This is a genomic window from Belnapia arida (assembly GCF_016773205.1).
GTDB lineage: Bacteria > Pseudomonadota > Alphaproteobacteria > Acetobacterales > Acetobacteraceae > Belnapia > Belnapia arida.
In genome coordinates, this window is sequence record NZ_JAETWB010000001.1 from 1,081,251 (window position 1) to 1,102,150 (window position 20,900).

Below are 20,900 nucleotides of genomic sequence, written 5' to 3' on the forward strand. Positions count from 1 at the left end.
GAGGTCGTGCCGATCGGCAAGCAGGGGCTTGCCGGACGCCCCCGCATCCAGGCCTATGCGGGCCATGGAAGCGCGCGTGAAGGCTGGCATCTGGGTCTCCATGGCGCTGCGGCTCGCTGATATCGGCGGCCGCAGCGGCGCAGTGCTGCGCAAGGGCGACCCGGATTCAGGCGGTATCCTCTGCGTCCTGCGTGGGCGGGAAGGGCTGGTCGTGCTCAGCCAGGTGCGCGATGCGGAGGGCCGGCCAGCCTGGCTGCGCGGTACCGGACCGGCGCCGATCGAGGACGCGGTCGCCGATGCCTATGTCGAACGGCAAGTGAAACGCGACCCGGATTTATGGGTTGTGGAGTTCGACGCACCGGATCTGGTGCCACCTTTCGAAGGCAAGCTTATCTGACAGGCAAGATTTTTCTACGAAATCAACATGTTGCGTGGCAGTGTTCATTATACTTTGAAGCAACCGATCGCCAGCCCTCGGCAGGTCGGACCTGTATCGCAATAAAGTGTAGCCTGTCAGACGCATCCGTGAGGTGCGAAGTTTCGCTTTATGGTTTCAATCGCTGAGGCTTGGCCGCCAGTTGCGTCCGGCGTGGCGAAATGGCGATGTCTTTTTCCCGGAGGTCCAATGGCGACGCCCCGCCCGATTTTGATCGTCGAGGACGATGCTGCCCTGCGTTCCACCCTGGTCGAGCAACTCGCCATGGATGGTGATTTTGCCGCCGACGAGGCCGAGAGTGCGGGCGAGGCGGAGGCCAAGCTCGCCAATGCCAATGCCCGCTATGACGCCATCCTGCTCGATATCGGCCTGCCCGATGCCGATGGCCGTGATTTCTGCGCCAAGCTGCGCCGCGAGGGGCGGCAGATGCCGATCATCATGCTGACCGGCGCCGATGCCGAAGCGGATGTGGTGCGTGGGTTGGATGCCGGTGCCAACGACTACATCGCCAAGCCCTTCCGCCTGCCGGAACTGCTTGCCCGGGTTCGCGCTCAGCTGCGCGTTTTCGACAACTCCGAGGATGCCGTCTTCACCATCGGCCCCTACCTGTTCAGGCCGAGCGCCAAGCTGCTGATGGAGCCGGCGCGCAACCGCAAGATCCGGCTGACCGACAAGGAAGGCGCGATCCTGAAGTTCCTCTATCGCGCCGGCGGCAAGCCCGTGCCGCGTCAGATCCTGCTGAACGAGGTCTGGGGCTACAACAGCGCGGTGACGACCCACACGCTGGAGACCCATATTTACCGCCTGCGCCAAAAGATCGAGCCCGACCCTTCCCAGACCCGCCTCCTGCTGACCGAAGCCGGCGGCTACAAGCTCGACCCGGTCGCCGGCAACCCGCCTGCTTAGGGCGTTTTCCGGGAGCTCTGGCTTGAGAGAGCCGCACTACCCTGCTGCACAGGCGACGTCATCCCGTTCGGTGACGTCGCCGAGGCCGCGTCTGCTCTACCGATCCGTCAGCCGCAGTTCGATCCGCCGGTTGCGTGCCAGCGCCTCCGGCGACTCGCCGGCATCGAGCGGCTGGTTGTCGCCGAAGGCCGTCGCCGCCACCCGGTTCGGCGGCAGCCCCTCGGCCATCAGGAGCTGCGAGACGGCGATTGCCCGCGCGGCCGAAAGCTCCCAGTTGCTGGCATAGCGCTGGCTGCGGATCGGTGTGCGGTCGGCATGGCCATCCACCCGGAGCAGCCAATTCACATCCGGCGGGATCCTCGCCGCCAGGTCCTGCAGCACCCGGGCGATCGCCCTGATCTGCTGTTGCCCGGTCATGGACAGCTCGGCGCTGCCGGGCGGGAACAGCACCTCCGACTGGAAGACAAAACGGTCGCCGACAATACGCATATCCGGCCGATCGCCCAGCACATCGCGCAGCCGGCCGAAGAAGTCACTGCGGTAGCGCTGCAGTTCTTCCACGCGGGCAGCGAGCGCCGCGTTCAGCCGGGTGCCGAGGGCGCTGATCTGCGCATCCTTGTCCCGCCCGGAGGTCTCGGCCGCATCCAGCGCTGCGGCGATCCGGGCGAGCTGGTTGCGCAACTCCTCGATCTGGCGGCCGAGCAGGGCGACCTGCGCACGGGCACTCTCGGCAAGGCGGGTCTGCTCGCCCGCCACCCGCTCGGCGGCCTGGCGGCGCTCCCGCTCGCTGCCGGTGGCCACCTCGGCCGTGGTGCGGCGCTGCGCCTCGTCGCCGGCGCGCCGTGCCGCCTCCTGCGCCTGGCGCTCCAGCTGGTCCCGCAGCGCGGTCAGGGCCCGCACCTGCTCGTTGAGCCGGGCGACATCGGAGAGCCGCGCCTCGATGGTGGCCCGATCCGCCTTCACCTGCTGGTCCAGCACCGCCATCTCCTGCCGCATGGCGGCAAGCTGGCGCTGCGCCTCGGCGAGCTGCCCCTGCGCCTCCTGGAGTTGCCGCCGCAGCCCAGCCAGCTCCTGCCGCGCCGTCTCGGTCGCGCCCCGCGCCTCGCCGAGCTGCCGGTCGAGATCGGCTGCCCGCGTCTCCTGCTGCTGCCGGACACCACGCTCGGCGGCAAGCGCCCGCGTCGCCTCGGTTAGCCGGGCAACGGTCTGTGCGGCATCGCCGCCGGTCACCTCGGCCCGCTGCAAGGCATCGGCCAGCTGGCGCTCCAGCGTCGCGATGCGCTCCGGGGCGCCGCGGTTGGTCAGCTCGAGATCCGCGAGGCGGGCCGTCAGCTGGTCCCGCTCGCCGCGCGCCGCATCGCGCTCGGTCGAAAGCCGGTCCCGCTCCTCCCGCAGGTCGCGCAGCTGCGTCTGCAGGGCGTCCCGCGCCGCCGCCGCGCCGCGCAACTCCTCGGCGGTGCGGGTGAGGGCGCTGCGCAGCTCGCCTGTCTGGCCGCGCTCCAGCGACAGCAGCTCGGCCAGTTCGGCCACCTGCCGGTTCAGCCGGTCGAGTGCGCGGTCGCGCGAGGAGAGGGCGACGGAAAGGAAGCCCTGCGCCAGCACGAAAACCAGCAGCACGAAGATGAGCACCATGAGGAGCGTCGACAGCGCATCCACATAGCCCGGCCAGGCATCGAGCCCGCCACCCCCCCGTGCCCGGCGCCGTCCGCCCGAGCTTGCCATTACCGCGACTGGTCTTCAGACAGCGCTGCAATCGTGCGCGCTACCAGCTTGATCTCGCTGCGAATTTCGTTGGTTGCCTGCTGCCGCCCCTGCGCCACCTCCTCGACCAGCCGGGCGAGGTGCAGCTCGGCATTGCGCAGATGCCCGCGCAGCACCTCGTCGGCCTGCGGCTGCGCCTGCGCATCGGCCAGCCGCGCCAGTACCGGGGCGAGCTGCGCCTGCTGCTCCGCGACGCGCAGCATGAGGGACTGGCTCGCCCGCATCTGATCGGTCAGTACCGTCAGCCGCTCGGTGAGGGTCAGCATGGCCTGGCCGGTCTGGGCCCGACCCTCCTCGCCCCGTGCCAAGATGCGCTGCAAGCCTTCGAGGTTCTCCGCCGTCTGCTCCAGCAGCGCCTGCACATAGGCCGGGACGCTGCCCATGGCCTCGCCGCCAGCATCGCCGAGCACGCCGGAGGAGAGGCGGGTAATGCCCGCCAGCCATTCCTCCAGCTCGTTATAGAAGCGGTTCTGCGCCTGCCCCGCCGTCAGGTCGAGGAAGCCGAGCACCAGCGCCCCCGCCAGCCCCAGCATGGAGGAGGAGAAGGCCGTCCCCATGCCGCGCAGCGGCTCGGCGAGGCCGGTCTTCAGCTGGTTGAAGAGCTGGTTGAGGTCGCCCGACCCGACCGACATCCCCCCGATCACTTCAGAAACCGAGCCGATGGTCAGCAGCAGGCCCCAGAAGGTGCCGAGCAGGCCGAGAAAGATCAGCAGCCCGGTCATATAGCGGGACAACTCACGGGTCTCGTCGAGGCGGGAGGCGATGCCGTCCAGCACGCTCCGCATCGCCGGCGCCGAGAGCGAGAGCCGGTCCGAGCGGCGGGCGGAGAACATGCTCGCCATCGGCCCGAGCAGCTGGGGCGCCGGCTGGGCCGGGGCGCCGAGCTTCGGCGCCCGGAAATTCTCGAGCCAGGCGACCTCCGGCTTCAGCACCAGCACCTGGCGGAGGTTCCACGCTATGCCGATGAACAGCACGCCGAGGATCAGCCCGTTCAGCAGCGGATTGGCGCCGAAGGCGGTGGCGAGTTCCGGCGCCAGAAGCAGCCCGACCCCGAGCACCACCGCCAGGAAAACCAGCATGCGCCAGAGGAAGCGGAGCGGGGGTGTCATCGGCCGGTCTCCATCCGGTTGCGCCTCATCGGGCCGGCGGCGGCACGGGCGGCTGGATGTCGGCGGCGTCCAGCGCCTCGGCGGTGTGGCCCATCGGGCGGAGATCGATCCGCGTCGGCGCCACCCCGCCCGCAGCAAGGGCCTGCTTCACCGCCAGCGCCCGGGCGAGGCTCAACCGCCGTGCCGTGGAGACATCCGCGACCGGTGCGGAGGCCTGGGTCGTCACCGTCACCCGCCCGGGTGGGCCGGCGGCAATCCGCCGGCCGAATTCGGCGAGGCCGGCCTCAGCCCCCTGCGGCAGCCCATCGGCCCCGGCGGCGAAGCGCAGCCGTACTCCGCCATCGGGCAGGGCTTCCAGCAAGGCCGGCAGGCCATGCAGGGCCGGCCCGGTCCGGGGCGGCGCAGCGGCGGGTGCAGGCCGGCCCAGATCGGCTGGGCGCGGCTCCGCCGCGGCGGGCGGGGCGGGGATGCTCTCCTCCGTCTCCGTCGGCTGGGCCGCGGCCGGATGCAGGCTGGCCAGCAGCCAGAGGGCGAGGGTGAAGCGCGTCACTTCACCAAACTAGGACATGGACGACGCCGAGGTCCATGGCGCGGCCTCAGCCAGCCTGGCGCTGGCGGCTCGCCTCGGCGGCGGCCATACCCTCCGCCACCACCTCGCGCAGCTTGCCTTGGAGCGCCTGGTTGCCGGCGACGACGTTCCCCTCGGAGTAGAAGGCGTCACCGCCCTGCGGATCGGTGATGAAGCCGCCGGCTTCCCGCACCATGACGAGGCCCGCGGCCATGTCCCACTTCTTCAGGTTCAACTCCCAGTACCCATCGTAACGGCCGGCCGCGACCCAGGCGAGGTCGAGCGCCGCCGCGCCGAAGCGCCGGATGCCCGCCACCTGCGGCATCAGCCGGGCCAGGGTATGGGTGAACTCCGCCCGCCGCGGCGCCGCGGCGAAAGGGATTCCGGTTGCGAACAGCGCCTCGCGCATGTCCTTCCGCCCGGAGACGCGCAGCCGCCGGTCGTTCAGGAAGGCGCCGACGCCCCGCTCCGCCCAGAAGATTTCGTTGGCAGCCGGGTTGTAGATGACGCCGGCGACGAGTTCGCTCCGCCCGTCCTCCAGCCGCTTCTCGATGCCTACGCTGATCGCCCAGTGCGGAATGCCATGGAGGAAGTTGCTGGTGCCGTCGAGCGGGTCGACCACCCAGCGCCATTCCCAGTCCTCGGCGCCATGGGTGCCGCTCTCCTCCATGAGGAAGGCGAAATTCGGCCGGGCCCGTCCGAGATCATGGCGGAGCGTCTCTTCCGCCCGCAGGTCGGCCTGGGAGACGAAGTCGCCCGGCCCCTTGGACGACACCTGGAGCTGCTCGACCTCGGCGAAGTCGCGCAGCAGCCGGCGCCCGGCCTTCTGCACCGCAGAGACGACGACATTGAGAGCGGGCGAAAGCCGGGCAGGAGACGCCAAGACTCGATTCCTCTCTTAGCCCTTGGCCCGCTCCACGTAGGAGGCGTCCTCGGTGCTGACGACGATCTTCTCGCCGGTGGTGACGAAGGGCGGCACCATGGTCTTCACGCCGTTCGACAGCATCGCCGGCTTGTAGGAGGAGGCGGCGGTCTGCCCCTTCACCACCGGGTCGGCCTCGACCACCTCGAGCACCACCTGCGGCGGCAGGGTCATCGCCACCGGCTCGCCCTCGATCAGCCGCACGCCGACGGTCATGTTCTCGACCAGGAAGGGCAATCGGTCGCCGAGGATGTCCTTCGAGACGGTAGTCTGCTCATAGGTCTCCGGATCCATCAGGATCAGCGTGTCGCCCTCGGCATAGGAGTAGGTGAAGTCCTTGTCCTCGGTCATCAGTCGCTCGACGGTGTCCGCCGTGCGCCAGCGCTGGTCCTTCTTCGCGCCGGTCTTGATGTTGCGCATGTCGACCTGGATGATCGCGTTGCCCTTGCCCGGGATCATGATGTTCTGCTTGAGGATGGTGTAGCGCTGGCCTTCGAACTCGATGACCATGCCGGCACGCATCTGGTTGGCTTGCATCTTTGCCATGGGGCGGGACCTGACGTCTGAAAGGGCGGAATGAGCAGCGGCGCGCCGGCGGGGCCGGCACGCGGACCGGCCGGGGTTTAATCGGGATGCCTCCCGCTGGCAACCTTGCCGACCGTTCCATGCTGGGCGGGCTTCCCGTCGAGGCCATGTGATCCCGCGGTTGGCGCGCATGCTTTCATGACGCCGGCGCAAGCGATAGCGTGCCGCCCGCCCTTTGCCCGGGGCCGCATCGAGACCGGAGAGCACACAACCCGAAATCCAACCCGGAGGGGAATGACCATGACCTATGCCGAGCGCGTGCAGCACTGGAACCGCCTGTATGATCAGGCGCCTGAGGATCTGCGGTTCAACGTCGTCGCCGGGGCGGTGGTGCTGATCGGCGCCGTCAACATGTGGCTGACGGTCGAGATCGGCTTCCCCTTCGCCCTCCTGGTCATCCTCGCCATCGCGGCGCTGGTGGCTGTGCGCCTGCCGCATGCCATGGGCTGGGTCCGTCCGCACCCCGAGCAGCCTGGCCGGGCACAAATGCGGATCGAGGGCGCCGACAGCCTCTACCGCTGGAACCTCTGGTACGACGGGCTGACCGAGCCGCAGCGCAGCGCCGTGCTGCTCGTCATCCTGCTCGGGGCCGGCATCGTCAACATGCTGCTGACGATCGGCAACGGCTTCCCCTTCGGCCTGCTCTTCCTGCTGGCGATCCTCGCCCTGGTCGCGGTGCGCGGGCCCTATGCGGCGGGCTGGCTGGTGCCGCCTGCCGAACCGATGCTCGGTGCGGGTCCGCAGGCCCCGCTGCTCGAGCGCGAACGGCCCGCCGTCAGCCGCCAGGCCGAAGCGCAGCCGATCCCGCGCGATCAGGACCCGGCATAGGCCGGCCCGAGCGGCACCTTCCCAGCACCGCCCGGCCGTTCCTGCACATAGGTCGGCCAGGCGAGGCCGCTGACCCGCCCGCGCACCGCCCGGAGCAGCGCGAGGCCTTCCTCCACCGGCACGGCGAAGCGGGCCGTCCCCGGCGCCGGATCGAGCTGGTGGAGGTAGTAGGGTTTCACCCGCGCCCGCAGCATGGCGCGGAACAGCGCCTCCAGCGCCTCCGTGCTGTCATTCACCCCGCGCAGCAGCACGCTCTGCCCGAGCAGCACGACGCCTGTGCGGTGCAGCCGCCCCAGCGCCTCGACGGCCGCGGACGAGAATTCCCGCGCATGATTGGCATGGACGCAGAGATAGAGCGGCTTCGTCACCGCCCCCAGGGCCCCGGCCAGCGCCGGGGTGACGAGATCCGGCGCCGCCACCGGCACGCGGCTGTGGATGCGCAGCAGCTCGATATGCGGCATCGCCTCCAGCCGCCTGAGGATCGCTCCCAGCCGCCGTGGCGAGAGCATCAGCGGGTCGCCTCCGGTGAGGATCGCCTCGCGGATCGTCGTCGTCCGTTGAAACCAGCCGAGTGCCCCCTCCAGCGCCGGCTCGCCGAGCACCCCGCCATCGGCGCCGACCGCCTCGCGCCGGAAGCAGAAGCGGCAATAGACCGGGCAGGCCAGCAGCGGCTTCAGCAGCGCCCGGCCCGGGTAGCGGTGCACCACGCCCTCGACCGGGGTGAAGGGGGCATCTGCCGTCGGGTCCTCCTGCTCATGCGGCGCCGTCAGCAGCTCCGCCGGGTGGGGGATGTACTGCCGCGCGATCGGATCGGCCGGGTCGGCGCGGTCGATCAGCGCGGCGACCGCGGGCGTCACCGCGATGCTGTACCGCGTCCCGACCCGTGCCGCCGCCTCCATGGCATCGGCGGGCAGCAGCCCGGCATGGGCGAGATCGGCAGCGCTGCGAAGGGTACGGGCGGACATGATGCGGTGGGAGCTAATCCCTGGCATGCTCCGCGGCAATGCCCTCCCTGCCGCCCTGGCATCCGGAAAGCCTCGCCAACCGGCTGCCCTTCCTCCGCCGCCGCGCAGCGCTCACCGCGGCAACCCGCGAATTCTTCACCACCCGCGGCTTCACCGAGGTCGAGACCGGCTGCCTCGTGCCCGTGCCGGGGATGGAGGTGCATCTCCAGGCCTTCCGCAGCGAATACATCCCGCATCTCGGCGTCGGCGCGCGGCGGACCCTCTGGCTCCGCACCTCGCCTGAGCTGGCGCTGAAGCGCCTGCTGGTCGCCGGCGCCGGCCCGGTCTTCGAGCTGGCCCGGGTCTGGCGCAACGGGGAGGCCAGCCCGCGCCACGCCCCCGAATTCACCATGCTCGAATGGTACGCCCCCGGCATCGGCCTCGCCGGGCTGATGGAGCAGGCGGAGGATTTCGTCCGCGCCGTCTGCCCGCCTCGTGTCAGCCATGAGGGCGTCGAGACCGACCTGACCCTGCCCTTCGAGCGCATCACCATGGCCGAGGCCTTCCGCCGCTGGTGCGGCGGCCTCGACATCCTGGCGACGGAGGGCGATGCCGAGGCGCTCGGCGCTGCCGCCCGCGCCGTCGGCATTCCGCCGCGGGCGGGAGAGGGGTGGGAAGACTTTTTCTTCCGCCTGCTCCTGGAGCGGGTCGAGCCCCATCTCGGCCGGGAGCGGGCGACCTTCCTCACCCATTGGCCCGCGCCCCAGGCAGCACTTGCCCGCCGCGACCCGGCCGACCCGCGCGCGGCTCTGCGCTTCGAGTTGTTCGCCGCCGGTATCGAGCTGGCCAATGCCTTCGACGAACTGACCGACCCGGTGGAGCAGCGCGCCCGCTTCCTCGCCGATACCGCCGCCCGCCGCGCCCAGCATCCTGGCGAGGCCTGGGACGTCGACGAGGATTTCCTGGCTGCGCTGGACCACGGCATGCCGGAGGGCAGCGGCATCGCCCTCGGCTTCGACCGGCTGGCCATGCTGGCCTCCGGTGCCCGCCGGATCAGCGACGTGCTGTGGCTGCCCGCGCTGCCCTGACCGCCACCGGCCTATTTCCGGTGGGTGTTGATGCCGCCATCCGCCGCCGGCCGCTGCCCGCCCTTCAGGCGCTCGGGGCTGCCCTTCGGCCCATGCGCCTGGGCCCGGCTGCCATGCGGCCCGCTATCGTCCGGCCGGCCGAAGGCCGCCCCGGCATCCGGGTCGAGCGCCATCCGTTGCGCCAGCGCCGCCTCGTCGACCATGGCCTCCGCCGCCTGCGCCGCCGGAAGCGAGAGCCGCACCAGCCCACCTTCGAGGCTCGCTACCAGCTTGCGCGGCAGCCAGCGGTGCTGCCCCGCCTCGTCCCGCATCAGCTTGATGTACTCGCCTTCAGTGCCGTCCACCGTGCCGACATTCCGCCCGTCGCTGCCGATGACCGGGGTGTGGTCGGGAATCTCGCCCTGGGCGAGGTCTGCTGCATTGGCCATGCGTCCCTCCTGCCGTATCGCCCGAGGCAACGGCCGGGGAGGGGCTGCGGTTCAGTTCCCGTCTTCCGCCTTCCGCAACCGATCCAGCATGGAAGACGCCAGCTCCCGCGGCAGGAAGTAGAAAACGAAGACATAGGGGTCCGAGGCGCTGAAGACGGCGGGGTCCGGGCTCGCCACCTGCATGGTGGCGCGGTCGAATTCGGCCATCGGACGCCAGTCGCCCCAATACTCCCAGAAGCCGTCATAGCCGAGCGCGTCGAGAAAGGCCGGCACCGCCCAGGTGCTGCCCGGCCGGTGGCGCTCCTCGATCTCGATGGAGAGGATGGGGCGGCAGCGGCGCAGCGTCTCCGTCGCGCCGCGCAGCACCTCGTACTCCGCCCCCTCGGCATCGAGCTTCACCGCCGTCAGGTCGTCGATGCCGAATTCATCGAGCCGCCGCAGCGGCACGACGATGCGCCGCTCCCCGACATGCGGCCCATGCCCGGCATAGCTCTTGGCCGTGCTCGCCCATTGCTCGTTCGGTACGCCGTCGACCACCGGCAGCCGCAGCACCGCCTCGCCCGCGGCATCGCCGAGCGCTTCCTGCCGCAGCGTGACATGGGCGAGGCCGCCGCAGGCCGCCTGCAACCTGGCGAAGGCGGTGGGCAGTGGCTCGAAGGCCAGCACCCGCGAGCCGGGCAGGGCGGCAAAGGGCAGGGTGAAGCCCCCATCATGCGCCCCGACGTCCAGCAACGTCCCCGCCCGGTGCAGGGTGCGGTGGAAGCCGAGTTCATCCATCGGCCAGGATGGTCCCCTGCGAGACCGGCACCACGCCGCCGCCGACCGCGGCACGCAGCCCGCCCTCTGCATCCCGCCAGGCGCGGACTGCAAGGAGGCTTGGCCGCCCCATCTCGATCCCCTGCTCGACTTCCAGGGCGATATCCTCCCCGCCCGCCGCCCGCAGCAGCAGCGCGGCCAGCGCCACATTCGCGCTTCCCGTCGCCGGGTCCTCAGGGATGCCCTCCAGCGGCCCGAACATCCGGCCCCGCCGCCGCCCATCCGGCAGCGGCGCATGCAGATAGAGCCCGGTCGCCGTGCTCACCGGCAGATGGGCGCGGAAGGCCGCCGCATCCGGGCTCGCCGCCGCCAGCGTGGCTGCATCCACGACCTCGGCGAAGGCGATGCGGTTGCCGCAGCCGCCGATCAGCGGCGCATGCACCCGTGCGGTGATTGCCGAAGCGGGCAGTCCCGCACAGGCCGCTGCCGCCTCCGCCGTGAAGGGCGCCGCCTCGGCGAAGGCCCGCGGCGCTTCGATCTCCGCCCCGGTCACTGCGCCCGTCGCGTCTCTGGCGAGCCGCGCCAGCACCCGCCCGGCCGCCTGGTCGAGCATCAGCCGTCCGCCGGCGAGCCCCAGCCGCCGCGCCAGCAGCACGGCCGCGCCGACATTCGGGTGCCCGGCGAAAGGCAGTTCCGAGCCCGGGGTGAAGATGCGGATGCGAGCGGCATCGCCCTCCACCCCAAGCACGAAGACGGTCTCGGAGAGGTTGAACTCCCGCGCCAGGCGCTGCATCGCCGCCGTATCCAGCGCCCCGGCCCCGAAGACGACGGCCAGCGGGTTGCCGCCGAAGCGTCGCCCGGTGAAGACATCCGCCGTCTCGAACTCAAGCCTCATCCTGCGCCTCCGAGAAGCGGATCAGATAGCCATCCGGATCCTGCACCAGGAATTGCCGCACGGTCACGCTGCCCGCGCCGACCCGGTAGCGCCTGACCTCCGGTGCCATGAAGAGCGGCCAGCCGATCGCGGCGAGTGCCGCCAGGATCGGCTCCACCGTCTCCACCGCCAGCTCGAAATTCACGTGCCGCCCGAAAGGCGGCTTCGTCTCCGCCACCTGCCAGCGATGCGGCCGGTCCTTGGGCAACTCGTCGAGCATGAGGCGTGAGCCGCTGCGCTCGATGCAGGCGAAGCCATCCTCGGGCCGGTCGTAGAGCACGGCGAAGCCGCAGGGCCCGCACCAGAAGGCGAGGCTGCGGCGGAGATCCGTCACCATCAGCTCCGGCACGAGGGCCGGCTGCCTCATCCCCTTGCCTCGGCGATGGCCCGGTTCATCGCGCGCACCCCGGCGGCCGGCCCTTCCGGGTTGTTCCAGACGGCGCCGACCACGGCGAGGAAATCGGCGCCCGCCTGCACCAGCGGGGCGCAATTCGCCGCCGTGATGCCGCCGATGGCGACCGAGGGCAGCTCGAAGAATTCCGACCACCATTCCAGCAGGTCGGTGCCGGCGCGGTGCTTCGCCTCCTTGGTGGAGGTCGGGAAGAAGGCGCCGAAGGCGACGTAGTCGGCGCCGATCTCGCCGGCCTCCATCGCCAGGTGGCGGCTGCCGTGGCAGGTGATGCCGAGCGTCCGCTCGGGGCCGAGCAGGCGTCTCGCGGCGGCGGGGTCGCCATCCTCCTGGCCGAGATGGGCGCCGTCGCAGCCGAGTTCCACGGCGAGGTCGGCGCGGTCGTTCATCAGCACGGCGACGCCACGGGCCTGCGCTACGGGCAGCAGCGCCTCGGTCGCCCGGCGTACCGCATCGTCATCGGCGTCCTTCAGCCGGATCTGCAGGGCGGCGACGTCGCCCGCATCCAGTGCTTCCGCCAACAGCGCCGAAAACCCCGCCGGCTCGAAGGCCGGCGGGGTGATCAGGTAGAGCCGGCAGCCCTGCTCGCTCAGGCGGCGGGGCCCTTGTAGATGCCGATGATGTCGGAGAGCAGCTGCAGCGCCTCCGCCTTCGGCCGCTGGAAGGTGTTGCGACCGATGATCGAGCCGTTGCCGCCGCCGGCATGGATGCCGCGCGCCATGGCCATCATGCTGTCGACCGTGCCGGCCTCGCCGCCGGAGAAAACCACCAGGCGGCGACCGCCGAAGCAGGCCTGCACCACATGGGTGATGCGGCCCGACAGCTCGGCGAGGTTCGGCACCGGCGACTTGTCGTAGGTCTTCTTGGCGGCATCGAGGAAGATCGCCTCGGTTGGCGGCTTCACCTTGATGATGTGGGCACCCATCAGCGCCGCCATGTGCGCGGCATAGGCGCAGATGTCGAGCGCCGTCTCGCCGACCTTGTCGAGCATCGGGCCGCGCGGATAGGACCAGACGACGACGGCGAGGCCGGCGGCCTTCGCCTCCTCCGCCATCTCGCGCAGTTCTTCCATCATCTCGAACTGGTACTCGGAGCCCGGATAGATGGTGAAGCCGATGGCCGAGCAGCCGAGGCGCAGCGCGTCGGAGACGCTGCCCGTCAACGCCTGGTCCTTGGTGGTGGAGAGGCTGTTGGAGCTGTTGACCTTGAGGATGGTCGGGATGGCGCCGGCATAGCTCGCCGCCCCCGCCTCGATCATGCCGAGCGGCGCGGCATAGGCGTTGAGCCCCGCCTCGACCGCCAGCTCGAAATGGTAGCGCGGGTCATAGGCGGCCGGATTCGGCGCGAAGGAGCGTGCCGGGCCGTGCTCGAAACCCTGGTCGACCGGGAGGATCACCATGCGGCCGGTGCCGCCGAGCTTGCCCTCCATCAGGATGCGGGCGAGGTTGGCCTTGGTCCCCGGGTTGTCGCTCTCATACCAGGAGAGGATATCCTTGACCTTGCGGGAAAGCTTCATCGGAGTCCCTTTTCAGCCGTATCGTCGCGGGCGGCGCGTCCTGTAGCGCGGGGTTGCGTTCCTGTCACCCGGCCGCACGTAGCCATTGCGCGAGCTTGTTGCGTCCGCCGGGCGAATTGAGATCAATCCGCCCCAAATCGAAGGTCGGCGGCGGCTCCGGCCGGAGTTCCGCACCACATTCCTCCGCCGCGGCGGCGACGGCGTCGAAGGCCGGGCAGGGGGCCAGGACCAGCAGCCGCAGCCCGGCCCGCAGCGTTGCCAGCGCGAGGCCCGGCGCATCGGCGCAATCCATCATCACCCGATGCGGCTGGCCCGGCCGTGCCGCCGCCGCAACCAGGGCCTGGAAGACGCCCGGCGCCATCCCCGGTGCCGAGAGCAGCGTGACGCCATCTGGCCCGGCCAGGGCCAGCGCCGCCTCCGCTTCCGCCCGCCCATGCACCCGGACGGCCGGCGGCAGCACCCCCGGCATTTTCTCTGGCCGTTGACCCGCCTCGGCACCCATGCGAAGCCTTCCAGCATGCCGGTGCGGCGCCGTCCAGCGCGCGCCCGCCGGCGACGCGTCCCGGTGGAGAGGCATGAGCGACAGCGCGAGGGATCCGGTCGGGGCGGCGGCGGCGCGCCTGGAAGCGGCGGTGGAGCGGCTTACCGAGGCCTTCGCCCGCGGCCATCTTCCAGCCGCCGAGGGCGACATGGTGCCCCGTGCCGAGGTTGCCGCCATGGCCGAGCGGCTGGAGGCGACCATCGCCCGGCTGCGCGGAGCATTGGCGGAGGAGCTGCGGCCGGAGGCGTCAGCGGAGCCGCCGCCGGCCGAGACGTATTGAGGGGGTAGCGCGTGGGGCAGGTCACCGTCCGGGTCAATGGCTACAGCCACACCATCGGCTGCAAGGACGGCGAGGAGGGGCATGTCCTCGCCCTCGCCCAGCAGATCGAGGAGAAGGTCCGGCTGATCCGCGGCATGGGCGGGCAGTTCTCCGAGGCACGGATGCTGCTGCATGTCGCACTGCTGCTGGCCGACGAGGGCGGCGACCTGCGCGTGGAGATCGACCGCCTGCGCAGCGGCCAGCCGGGCGTGGCCGACCCGCAGCTCGCAGACCGTCTGGCGCGCATCGCCGAGCGGATCGAGGGGCTGGCGCAGACGCTGGACAGGGGCACCTAGCCTCGGGCGGCCGCAGTGCCTATATGCACCAGGCGGGGCTGCCCGGTGCGTCAGGTAATTCATCCCCAGGGCCAATAAGCATCCTCCGGGAGCTGGCTCTGTCCGGATCTTGGTCCGGGTACCCGGTGCCCACCTGCTCACGCAGGCCTTGGGAGGATGAGACGCCGACGGCCATGGTGGCTCCGCACTCAGACAGTACGGCCTTCTGCGCCGAGTTGCTCACCGGCCTGAAGGCCGAGGCCCGCCGGCATGCGCTTGCCCGGCGCGCCGGCTGCGACCCGCGGCTCGGCGCGCCCTTGGCCGAGCAACTCCTCGCCGAAGCCCCGCCGCCCCCCGGCGCCCTCGTGGCCGGCTTCTGGCCGATGGGCGAGGAGATCGACATCCGCCCGCTGCTCCAGGCGCTCGAGGCGCGGGGCCATCCGCTCGCCCTGCCGGTGACGCCGCGCCGCGGCCAGCCGCTGATCTTCCGCCGCTGGCGATTCGGTGCTGCGTTGGCGCGCGGACCCATGGGCACAAGCCAGCCTGCCGAGGGCGAGGCAGTGACGCCCGACTGGCTCCTCGTGCCCTTGCTCGCCTTCGACCGCGCCGGCCGCCGCCTCGGCTATGGCGGCGGCTATTACGACCGGACGCTGGCCCTGCTGCCCGGCGCGACGCCCATCGGCTGCGCCTATGCCGCGCAGGAGGTGGCGGAGGTGCCGGCCGGCCCCGAGGATTGGCGACTGCCCATGGTGGCGACGGAAACGGGCGTGGTGCGATGCGGGGTGTGACCGGTTGAGACTTCTTTTCCTCGGCGATGTCGTCGGCCGCAGCGGGCGTGATGCCCTGACGGCGAAACTCCCCGGCCTCCGTGCCAGCCTCCGCGCAGACCTCGTCGTGGTGAATGGCGAGAATGCCAGCCATGGCTTCGGCCTCGCGCCCGATATGGCACGCGCCTTCCTCGCCGCCGGGGCCGATGTAATCACCCTCGGCAACCATGCCTGGGACCGGAAGGAGATCATCCCCTTCCTCGAGACCGAGCCGCGCGTCATCCGCCCGGCGAATTTCCCGCCCGGTACGCCCGGCCGCGGTGCGGTGGTTGTCGATGTGCCCGGCAACCGTCGCGCGCTCGTCGTCAACGTGATGGGCCGGCTGTTCATGGACGCGCTGGATGACCCTTTCCGGGCTGTCCAGGCGGAGTTGCAGCGGCATCGCCTCGGTCAGACCATCCATGCGGCAGTGATCGACGTGCACGCCGAGGCAACGAGCGAGAAATACGCCTTCGGCCACAGCTTCGACGGCCTCGCCAGCCTCGTGATCGGCACCCATACGCATACGCCGACGGCGGACCACCAGATCCTCGCCGGCGGTACCGCTTACCAGAGCGATGCCGGCATGTGCGGCGACTACGACAGCGTCATCGGCATGCAGAAGGGCGGCGCGGCGCTGCGCTTCTGGCGTAAGATGCCGGGGGAGAAGCTGGCTCCGGCGGAGGGCGAGGCGACGCTCTGCGGGCTCTTCGTCGAGACGGACGATGCGACCGGGCTGGCGCTGGGCGTCGCACCGGTGCGGTTGGGTGGACGGCTGTCGCAGGCGATGCCGAGAGTTTAGGAACCCCGCCTGTCGCGGCTTTAATTCCTGAAGGCTTGAAATCGGCGGTTGGCAAGCCGTTGGAAAGCTTCGGTTCGATGGCCGGATTTGGGGGATTTAAGGTTTGAGGCGGGGACAGGCGGCCCGGGCGCCGTCGCGTTCTGGGCAAAAAATCCTATACCGTGATTTCCGCCCTCACGGCAGGGCATTCGGCGTCCGGGGTTCCGGCAGCCTCCTGCCTTCGCCATGAAGCCCGCGCCTGACGGCGGTTGAAGCCCGACCTACCGCCCGAGGCTCGCCCGCATCTCGTCGAGGATGACCGGGTCGTCGATGGTCGGGGGCACGGTGTAGCTCTCGCCATCGGCAATCTTGCGGAGCGTCGCGCGGAGGATCTTGCCGCTGCGGGTCTTGGGCAGGCGCGCCACCACCTTGGCGTCCTTGAAGGCGGCGACGGGGCCGATGCGGTCGCGGACCATCGCCACCAGCTCGGCCGCGATCTCCGCCTCGCCCCGCCCCACGCCGGATTTCAGCACGACGAGGCCGAGCGGCACCTGGCCCTTCAGGCCGTCCTTGATGCCGAGCACGGCGCACTCGGCCACATCGGGGTGGGCGGCCAGCACCTCCTCCATCGCCCCGGTGCTGAGGCGGTGGCCGGCGACGTTGATGATGTCGTCGGTGCGGGACATGACGGAGACATAGCCCTCGGCGTCGATGACGCCGGCGTCGGAGGTGTTGTACCAGCCGGGGAAGGCCTCGAGATAGGCCTCGCGGCAACGCTCGTCCGCCTGCCAGAGCGTCGGCAGGCAGCCGGGGGGCATGGGCAGGCGGATGGCGAGCGTACCGGTCTCACCGGGGGGCAGCGGCCGGCCGGTATCGTCGAGGACGGCGACCTCGTAGCCGGGCGAGGGCTTGCCGCCGCTGCCGAAGCGCGGCTCGAACAGGCCGAGGCCGCGGAAATTGCCGGTGATGGCCCAGCCGGTTTCGGTCTGCCACCAATGGTCGATCACCGGGCGCTGCAGCAGGCCGGCGGCCCATTCGGCGGTTGGCGGGTCGCAGCGCTCGCCGGCGAGGAACAGCGCCTCCAGTGCCGAGAGGTCGTGGCCGGCCATCAGCTTCCCCTCCGGATCCTCGCGCTTGATGGCGCGCATGGCGGTGGGGGCGGTGAACATCGCCTTGACGCGGTATTGCGCGCAGACGCGCCAATAGGCGGAGGCATCGGGTGTACCCACTGGCTTGCCCTCGTAGAGCACGGTCGTCGCGCCGGCCAGCAGCGGGGCATAGACGATGTAGGAATGGCCGACGACCCAGCCGACATCGGAGGCGGTGAACATCACGTCGCCGGCGCCGAGGCCGTAGAGCATGCGCATGGAATTGTGCAGGGCGACAGCATGGCCGCCATTGTCGCGGACGATGCCCTTCGGCTTCCCCGTCGTGCCGCTGGTGTAGAGGATGTAGAGCGGGTCGGTCGCCGCCACGGGGACGCAGGCGTGCGGCGCGGCGGCGGCCTCGGCCTCGAGCAGGTCCTCGTCGCGGCCGGGGGTGAGGGCGCAGTCCAGCTCGGGGCGGCGGAGGACAAGGCAGTGCGCCGGCTTGTGCGGGGAGAGGCCGATCGCGGCGTCGAGCAGTGGCTTGTAGGCGACGACGCGGCCCGGCTCGATGCCGCAGGAGGCGGAGATGATGAGCTTGGGTTGGGCGTCGGCGATGCGGGCCGCCAGCTCGGCCGCGGCGAAGCCGCCGAAGACGACGGAATGCACCGCGCCGAGCCGGGCGCAGGCGAGCATGGCAATGGGCGCCTCGGGGACCATGGGCAGGTAGATGACGACGCGGTCGCCCCGGCCGATGCCGCGGGCGGCGAGCGCGCCGGCGAGCTTCGCCACGCGGGCGAGCAGGGCATCATAGGTGTAGGTGGTGCTGCGGCCCGTCACCGGGCTGTCGTAGTGCAGGGCGGGCTGGGCGCCGCGGCCGGCGGCGACGTGACGGTCGAGGGCATTGTGGCAGGTGTTCAGCCGGGCATCGGGGAACCAGCGGCCGTAGACGCCGGCCTTCGCGTCGAAGATAGCCGAAGGGGCCTGCTCCCAATCGATGCCTTGCGCGGCCTCGCGCCAATAGGCCTCCGGATGGGCCCGCCAGGCGGCGTAGGTGGCGTCGTAGCCTTGCATGGTTTCGCTCCCCGTTTCGGGGAAGGTGGCAAGCCCGCCGCCCGGCGGCAAGCGGCATGAAAAAGGCGCCGGGGTTGGCCCCCGGCGCCCTGCTCCAGGCCTGCCGCGCCGGTCAGCGCGTGGTGGAGGATGCGTCGTCGAAGATGTCGCGGTCCTTGGTCTCCGGGATGAAGATCATCCCGATGACGAAGGTCGCGAGTGCGATCACGATCGGGTACCAGAGACCGAAATAGATGTCGCCGGTCTGGGCCACCATCGCCAGCGAGGTGGCCGGCAGCAGGCCGCCGAACCAGCCATTGCCGATATGGTAGGGCAGCGACATCGAGCTGTAGCGGATGCGCGTTGGGAAAAGCTCCACCAGCGCCGCCGCGATCGGCCCGTAGACCATGGTCACGTAGATCACCAGCACGGTCAGCACGCCGATGATGACCGCCGGCTGCTCGCGGAAGATGTCGAAGGGCCCGGCCATCTTCACCACCGTCGGGTTGGAGGCGGCCGGGTAGCCCGCCGCCGTCAGCCCCGCCGCGAGCTGCTGGGCGAAGGCCGGGTCCGTCGCCCGGATCGGCGCGCCGTTGTTGATGCGGATCGCCGTCTCGCCCGCCGCCACGCCGCCCTCGACCGAGTACTGCACCGAGGCCCGAGCCAGCGCCGACTTGGCGATGTCGCAGGGCTGGGTGAAGCGCGTGGTGCCGACCGGGTTGAACTGGAAGGAGCAGCTGGCCGGGTCGGTCAGCACCTGCACCGGGATGGTCTGCTGCGCCTGGTTCAGCGCGGGGTTGGCCTCCGCGGTCAGCAGCTTGAAGAGCGGGAAGTAGGTCAGCGCCGCGATCAGGCAGCCGCCGAGGATGATCGGCTTGCGGCCGATCTTGTCGGAGAGCCAGCCGAACAGCACGAAGCCGCCGGAGCCGAGCAGCAGCGACCAGGCGATGAGCAGGTTGGTCGTCGGGCCATCCACCTTGAGGATCGAGCCGAGGAAGAACAGCGCGTAGAACTGCCCGGTGTACCAGACCACCGCTTGGCCCATGGTCAGGCCGAGAAGCGCCAGCAGCGCCCACTTGGCGTTGCTCCACTTGCCGAAGGCCTCCGACAGCGGTGCCTTGGAGCCGGTGCCCTCGGACTTCATCTTCTGGAAGGCCGGGCTCTCATTCAGCGTCGAGCGGATCCAGACCGAGATGCCGAGCAGGACGATCGAGACGAGGAAGGGCACGCGCCAGCCCCAGGCCGCGAAATCCGCCTCACCCGTCCAGGTGCGGACGCCGAGGATGACGAGCAGCGAGAGGAAGAGCCCCGCGGTCGCGGTGATCTGGATGAAGGAGGTGTAGAAGCCCCGCCGCCCGTTCGGCGCGTGCTCGGCCACGTAGGTCGCGGCGCCGCCATACTCGCCGCCGAGCGCGAGGCCCTGGAGGCAACGCAGCAGGACCAGCAGGATGGGCGCGGCGATGCCGATCGTCTCCGAGCCGGGCAGCAGGCCGACGACGAAGGTCGAGGCGCCCATGATAACGATGGTGACGAGGAAGGTGTATTTCCGCCCCACCAGGTCGCCGATGCGGCCGAAGACCAGCGCGCCGAAGGGCCGCACCAGGAAGCCCGCCGCGAAGGTCAGCAGCGCGAAGATGTTGCGCGTGCCCTCGGGGTACTGGCTGAAGAAATGCGTGCCGATGAGCCCTGCGAGGCTGCCGTAGAGATAGAAGTCGTACCACTCGAAGACGGTCCCCAGCGAGGAGCCGAGGATGACCTTCCTCTCTTCCTTGGTCATCGGCGCCGTCCGGCCCGGCGCCGAAGTTGCGGAATGTGCGCTCATTTCCTGCCCTTTCCTCCCGGCCGGGCGCCGCCGGAAGTGCCAAGCAGGGAGGAGGCAGCGGGAGGGGCCCCGCTTCCATGCCGCAACGCCAACACTGCCAGCCGCCGCCGGGACCAAACCTTGCCAGGATGGCAACGGATGGCGGGAAAGGCAAGGCGGATCGCGAGCTTCCTGACCCTTCGGTGAAGGCCAGTTCACCCGTGAATTATTTGGTGACGAAGGCCTTCTCGAGCACGTAGCTGCCCGGCTCGTTGTTCGAGCCCTCGGTGAAGCCGCGCGATTCGAGCAACGCCTTTACATCGGCATTCATCGCCTCGGAGCCGCAGAGCATCACCCGGTCCTGCTCCGGCGAGAGAGGCGGCAGGCCGAGATCGGTGAAGACCTTGCCCGATTCGATCAGGTCGGTGATCCGGCCCTGGGTGGGGAAGGGCTCCCGCGTCACGCTCGGGTAGTAAAGCAACTTGCCCGCCAGCATCTCGCCGAGGAATTCGTGGCGTGGCAGTTCCTCGCTGATGAGTTGCCGATAGGCCAGCTCCTTCACCTCGCGCACCGTGTGGCAGACTATCACATGCTCGTAGCGCTCGTAGACATCCGGCTCGCGGATCAGCGACATGAAGGGGGCGAGGCCGGTGCCCGTCGCGATCAGCCAGAGGGTCTTGCCGGGCAGCAGGTTCTCGGTGAGCAGCGTGCCCGTCGGCTTCCTGCCGATGACGACCGTGTCGCCCGGCTTGATGTGCTGGAGGCGCGAGGTCAGCGGGCCGTCCTGCACCTTGATGGAGAGGAATTCGAGCTCCTCCTCCCAGGGCGGGCTGACGATGGAGTAGGCCCGCACCAGCGGCTTGCCCTCGACCATGAGGCCGATCATGGCGAACTGGCCGGCGACGAAGCGCAGCCCCGGGTCCCGCGTGCAGCGGAAGGAGAAGAGCCGGTCGGTCCAGTGATGGACCCAGGTAACCGTCTCGCCGTTGAAGGCCGGCGGGATGGCGGGTTTCGGGCTGGGGGCGAGCGCGTTCATGGCATCGCTACAT

The 20,900-nt window shown here is 70.4% G+C and carries 24 protein-coding genes and 1 other RNA gene; 9 read left to right on the forward strand and 16 right to left on the reverse strand.

What is annotated here, in order from left to right; genetic code table 11:
* The first annotated feature begins 64 nt into the window (after positions 1-64).
* Together JMJ56_RS05250 and JMJ56_RS05255 are read left to right on the forward strand one after the other, a co-directional pair.
* Entirely contained in the window at positions 65-397 is a 333-nt protein-coding gene (locus tag JMJ56_RS05250) for a DUF1491 family protein (RefSeq protein WP_202830881.1), read from the forward strand.
* 228 nt (positions 398-625) lie between these two features.
* On the forward strand, positions 626-1,342 hold the full coding sequence (locus tag JMJ56_RS05255) for a response regulator transcription factor (RefSeq protein ID WP_202830521.1): 717 nt from the start codon (positions 626-628) through the stop codon (positions 1,340-1,342).
* Positions 1,343-1,438: 96 nt separating this feature from the next.
* Here the strand turns inward: JMJ56_RS05255 and JMJ56_RS05260 are convergent, their stop codons facing one another.
* The 5 genes from JMJ56_RS05260 to efp are packed head-to-tail and all read right to left on the reverse strand — an operon-like array spanning position 1,439 to position 6,248.
* Complete coding sequence (locus tag JMJ56_RS05260; RefSeq protein ID WP_202830522.1) at positions 1,439-3,064, reverse strand: peptidoglycan -binding protein; 1,626 nt, start codon at positions 3,062-3,064, stop codon at positions 1,439-1,441.
* The gene (locus tag JMJ56_RS05265; protein ID WP_202830523.1) at positions 3,064-4,212 is read right to left on the reverse strand and encodes a flagellar motor protein MotA; all 1,149 of its coding nucleotides are present in this window, start codon (positions 4,210-4,212) and stop codon (positions 3,064-3,066) included. The genes JMJ56_RS05260 and JMJ56_RS05265 overlap by 1 nt, the downstream gene beginning before the upstream one ends.
* A gap of 25 nt (positions 4,213-4,237) precedes the next feature.
* Positions 4,238-4,762, reverse strand: a complete 525-nt coding sequence (locus tag JMJ56_RS05270; RefSeq protein WP_202830524.1) for an OmpA family protein — start codon at positions 4,760-4,762, stop codon at positions 4,238-4,240.
* A gap of 46 nt (positions 4,763-4,808) precedes the next feature.
* Positions 4,809-5,663 (reverse strand): inositol monophosphatase family protein, encoded by an 855-nt coding sequence (locus JMJ56_RS05275; RefSeq protein WP_202830525.1) that lies wholly within the window; start codon positions 5,661-5,663, stop codon positions 4,809-4,811.
* A 15-nt stretch (positions 5,664-5,678) separates the two neighbouring features.
* Entirely contained in the window at positions 5,679-6,248 is a 570-nt protein-coding gene (gene efp, locus JMJ56_RS05280) for an elongation factor P (protein WP_202830526.1), read from the reverse strand.
* Positions 6,249-6,527: 279 nt separating this feature from the next.
* On the opposite strand from efp, the gene JMJ56_RS05285 reads away from it, so the two are divergent.
* Positions 6,528-7,115, forward strand: coding sequence for a hypothetical protein (locus JMJ56_RS05285; RefSeq protein WP_202830527.1), 588 nt, complete (start codon positions 6,528-6,530; stop codon positions 7,113-7,115).
* Here the strand turns inward: JMJ56_RS05285 and JMJ56_RS05290 are convergent.
* Positions 7,100-8,107 (reverse strand): lysine-2,3-aminomutase-like protein, encoded by a 1,008-nt coding sequence (locus JMJ56_RS05290; RefSeq protein WP_202830528.1) that lies wholly within the window; start codon positions 8,105-8,107, stop codon positions 7,100-7,102. The genes JMJ56_RS05285 and JMJ56_RS05290 overlap by 16 nt on opposite strands.
* 11 nt (positions 8,108-8,118) lie before the next feature.
* Between JMJ56_RS05290 and epmA the strand changes: the two genes are divergently transcribed.
* Positions 8,119-9,147 carry an EF-P lysine aminoacylase EpmA gene (gene epmA / locus JMJ56_RS05295; RefSeq protein ID WP_202830529.1) on the forward strand — a complete coding sequence of 343 codons (1,029 nt, stop codon included), beginning with the start codon at positions 8,119-8,121 and terminating at the stop codon, positions 9,145-9,147.
* An 11-nt stretch (positions 9,148-9,158) separates the two neighbouring features.
* Here the strand turns inward: epmA and JMJ56_RS05300 are convergent, their stop codons facing one another.
* The 7 genes from JMJ56_RS05300 to JMJ56_RS05330 form a co-directional block, all read right to left on the reverse strand.
* Positions 9,159-9,575: a DUF2171 domain-containing protein gene (locus JMJ56_RS05300; protein WP_202830530.1), complete on the reverse strand. Its 417-nt coding sequence runs from the start codon at positions 9,573-9,575 to the stop codon at positions 9,159-9,161.
* 51 nt (positions 9,576-9,626) lie between these two features.
* Positions 9,627-10,352, reverse strand: a complete 726-nt coding sequence (locus tag JMJ56_RS05305; RefSeq protein WP_202830531.1) for an FkbM family methyltransferase — start codon at positions 10,350-10,352, stop codon at positions 9,627-9,629.
* Positions 10,345-11,226: a PhzF family phenazine biosynthesis protein gene (locus JMJ56_RS05310; protein WP_202830532.1), complete on the reverse strand. Its 882-nt coding sequence runs from the start codon at positions 11,224-11,226 to the stop codon at positions 10,345-10,347. Before JMJ56_RS05310 ends, JMJ56_RS05305 begins: the two co-directional genes overlap by 8 nt.
* A complete protein-coding gene (locus JMJ56_RS05315) occupies positions 11,216-11,632 on the reverse strand; it encodes a bleomycin resistance protein (RefSeq protein ID WP_202830533.1) in 417 nt (138 codons plus the stop codon). The genes JMJ56_RS05310 and JMJ56_RS05315 overlap by 11 nt, the downstream gene beginning before the upstream one ends.
* Positions 11,629-12,267 carry a thiamine phosphate synthase gene (thiE, locus tag JMJ56_RS05320; RefSeq protein ID WP_202830882.1) on the reverse strand — a complete coding sequence of 213 codons (639 nt, stop codon included), beginning with the start codon at positions 12,265-12,267 and terminating at the stop codon, positions 11,629-11,631. Before thiE ends, JMJ56_RS05315 begins: the two co-directional genes overlap by 4 nt.
* Positions 12,264-13,190, reverse strand: a complete 927-nt coding sequence (locus JMJ56_RS05325) for a class I fructose-bisphosphate aldolase (protein WP_202830534.1) — start codon at positions 13,188-13,190, stop codon at positions 12,264-12,266. The genes thiE and JMJ56_RS05325 overlap by 4 nt, the downstream gene beginning before the upstream one ends.
* A gap of 64 nt (positions 13,191-13,254) precedes the next feature.
* Positions 13,255-13,692 carry a hypothetical protein gene (locus JMJ56_RS05330; RefSeq protein WP_202830535.1) on the reverse strand — a complete coding sequence of 146 codons (438 nt, stop codon included), beginning with the start codon at positions 13,690-13,692 and terminating at the stop codon, positions 13,255-13,257.
* 73 nt (positions 13,693-13,765) lie between these two features.
* Between JMJ56_RS05330 and JMJ56_RS05335 the strand changes: the two genes are divergently transcribed.
* From JMJ56_RS05335 to JMJ56_RS05355, 5 genes are all read left to right on the forward strand, one after another.
* On the forward strand, positions 13,766-14,011 hold the full coding sequence (locus JMJ56_RS05335; protein WP_202830536.1) for a hypothetical protein: 246 nt from the start codon (positions 13,766-13,768) through the stop codon (positions 14,009-14,011).
* A gap of 11 nt (positions 14,012-14,022) precedes the next feature.
* Positions 14,023-14,346, forward strand: coding sequence for a cell division protein ZapA (locus JMJ56_RS05340; protein WP_202830537.1), 324 nt, complete (start codon positions 14,023-14,025; stop codon positions 14,344-14,346).
* 32 nt (positions 14,347-14,378) lie between these two features.
* Positions 14,379-14,533: non-coding RNA, 6S RNA (gene ssrS / locus JMJ56_RS05345), on the forward strand.
* Positions 14,520-15,113 (forward strand): 5-formyltetrahydrofolate cyclo-ligase, encoded by a 594-nt coding sequence (locus JMJ56_RS05350; protein ID WP_202830538.1) that lies wholly within the window; start codon positions 14,520-14,522, stop codon positions 15,111-15,113. Before ssrS ends, JMJ56_RS05350 begins: the two co-directional genes overlap by 14 nt.
* A 4-nt stretch (positions 15,114-15,117) precedes the next feature.
* Complete coding sequence (locus tag JMJ56_RS05355) at positions 15,118-15,933, forward strand: TIGR00282 family metallophosphoesterase (RefSeq protein WP_202830539.1); 816 nt, start codon at positions 15,118-15,120, stop codon at positions 15,931-15,933.
* 260 nt (positions 15,934-16,193) lie between these two features.
* Here JMJ56_RS05355 and JMJ56_RS05360 read toward each other — a convergent pair whose 3' ends face one another.
* The 3 genes from JMJ56_RS05360 to JMJ56_RS05370 all read right to left on the reverse strand — a co-directional run bounded on the left by JMJ56_RS05360 (position 16,194) and on the right by JMJ56_RS05370 (position 20,887).
* Entirely contained in the window at positions 16,194-18,071 is a 1,878-nt protein-coding gene (locus JMJ56_RS05360) for an AMP-binding protein (protein ID WP_202830540.1), read from the reverse strand.
* 112 nt (positions 18,072-18,183) lie between these two features.
* On the reverse strand, positions 18,184-19,872 hold the full coding sequence (locus tag JMJ56_RS05365) for an MFS transporter (RefSeq protein ID WP_236037414.1): 1,689 nt from the start codon (positions 19,870-19,872) through the stop codon (positions 18,184-18,186).
* Between the two features lie 205 nt (positions 19,873-20,077).
* Positions 20,078-20,887: a ferredoxin--NADP reductase gene (locus tag JMJ56_RS05370; protein ID WP_202830541.1), complete on the reverse strand. Its 810-nt coding sequence runs from the start codon at positions 20,885-20,887 to the stop codon at positions 20,078-20,080.
* Positions 20,888-20,900 lie beyond the last annotated feature (13 nt).

Bases quoted from the DNA above. Each gene is read 5' to 3' on its own strand.
- JMJ56_RS05250 (WP_202830881.1), top strand. From the start codon at position 65: ATGGAAGCGCGCGTGAAGGCTGGCATCTGGGTCTCCATGGCGCTGCGG.
- JMJ56_RS05255 (WP_202830521.1), top strand. From the start codon at position 626: ATGGCGACGCCCCGCCCGATTTTGATCGTCGAGGACGATGCTGCCCTG.
- JMJ56_RS05260 (WP_202830522.1), bottom strand. From the start codon at position 3,064: ATGGCAAGCTCGGGCGGACGGCGCCGGGCACGGGGGGGTGGCGGGCTC.
- JMJ56_RS05265 (WP_202830523.1), bottom strand. From the start codon at position 4,212: ATGACACCCCCGCTCCGCTTCCTCTGGCGCATGCTGGTTTTCCTGGCG.
- efp (WP_202830526.1), bottom strand. From the start codon at position 6,248: ATGGCAAAGATGCAAGCCAACCAGATGCGTGCCGGCATGGTCATCGAG.
- JMJ56_RS05285 (WP_202830527.1), top strand. From the start codon at position 6,528: ATGACCTATGCCGAGCGCGTGCAGCACTGGAACCGCCTGTATGATCAG.
- JMJ56_RS05290 (WP_202830528.1), bottom strand. From the start codon at position 8,107: ATGCCAGGGATTAGCTCCCACCGCATCATGTCCGCCCGTACCCTTCGC.
- epmA (WP_202830529.1), top strand. From the start codon at position 8,119: ATGCCCTCCCTGCCGCCCTGGCATCCGGAAAGCCTCGCCAACCGGCTG.
- JMJ56_RS05300 (WP_202830530.1), bottom strand. From the start codon at position 9,575: ATGGCCAATGCAGCAGACCTCGCCCAGGGCGAGATTCCCGACCACACC.
- JMJ56_RS05305 (WP_202830531.1), bottom strand. From the start codon at position 10,352: ATGGATGAACTCGGCTTCCACCGCACCCTGCACCGGGCGGGGACGTTG.
- JMJ56_RS05310 (WP_202830532.1), bottom strand. From the start codon at position 11,226: ATGAGGCTTGAGTTCGAGACGGCGGATGTCTTCACCGGGCGACGCTTC.
- JMJ56_RS05315 (WP_202830533.1), bottom strand. From the start codon at position 11,632: ATGAGGCAGCCGGCCCTCGTGCCGGAGCTGATGGTGACGGATCTCCGC.
- JMJ56_RS05325 (WP_202830534.1), bottom strand. From the start codon at position 13,190: ATGAAGCTTTCCCGCAAGGTCAAGGATATCCTCTCCTGGTATGAGAGC.
- JMJ56_RS05330 (WP_202830535.1), bottom strand. From the start codon at position 13,692: ATGGGTGCCGAGGCGGGTCAACGGCCAGAGAAAATGCCGGGGGTGCTG.
- JMJ56_RS05335 (WP_202830536.1), top strand. From the start codon at position 13,766: ATGAGCGACAGCGCGAGGGATCCGGTCGGGGCGGCGGCGGCGCGCCTG.
- JMJ56_RS05350 (WP_202830538.1), top strand. From the start codon at position 14,520: ATGGTGGCTCCGCACTCAGACAGTACGGCCTTCTGCGCCGAGTTGCTC.
- JMJ56_RS05360 (WP_202830540.1), bottom strand. From the start codon at position 18,071: ATGCAAGGCTACGACGCCACCTACGCCGCCTGGCGGGCCCATCCGGAG.
- JMJ56_RS05365 (WP_236037414.1), bottom strand. From the start codon at position 19,872: ATGAGCGCACATTCCGCAACTTCGGCGCCGGGCCGGACGGCGCCGATG.
- JMJ56_RS05370 (WP_202830541.1), bottom strand. From the start codon at position 20,887: ATGAACGCGCTCGCCCCCAGCCCGAAACCCGCCATCCCGCCGGCCTTC.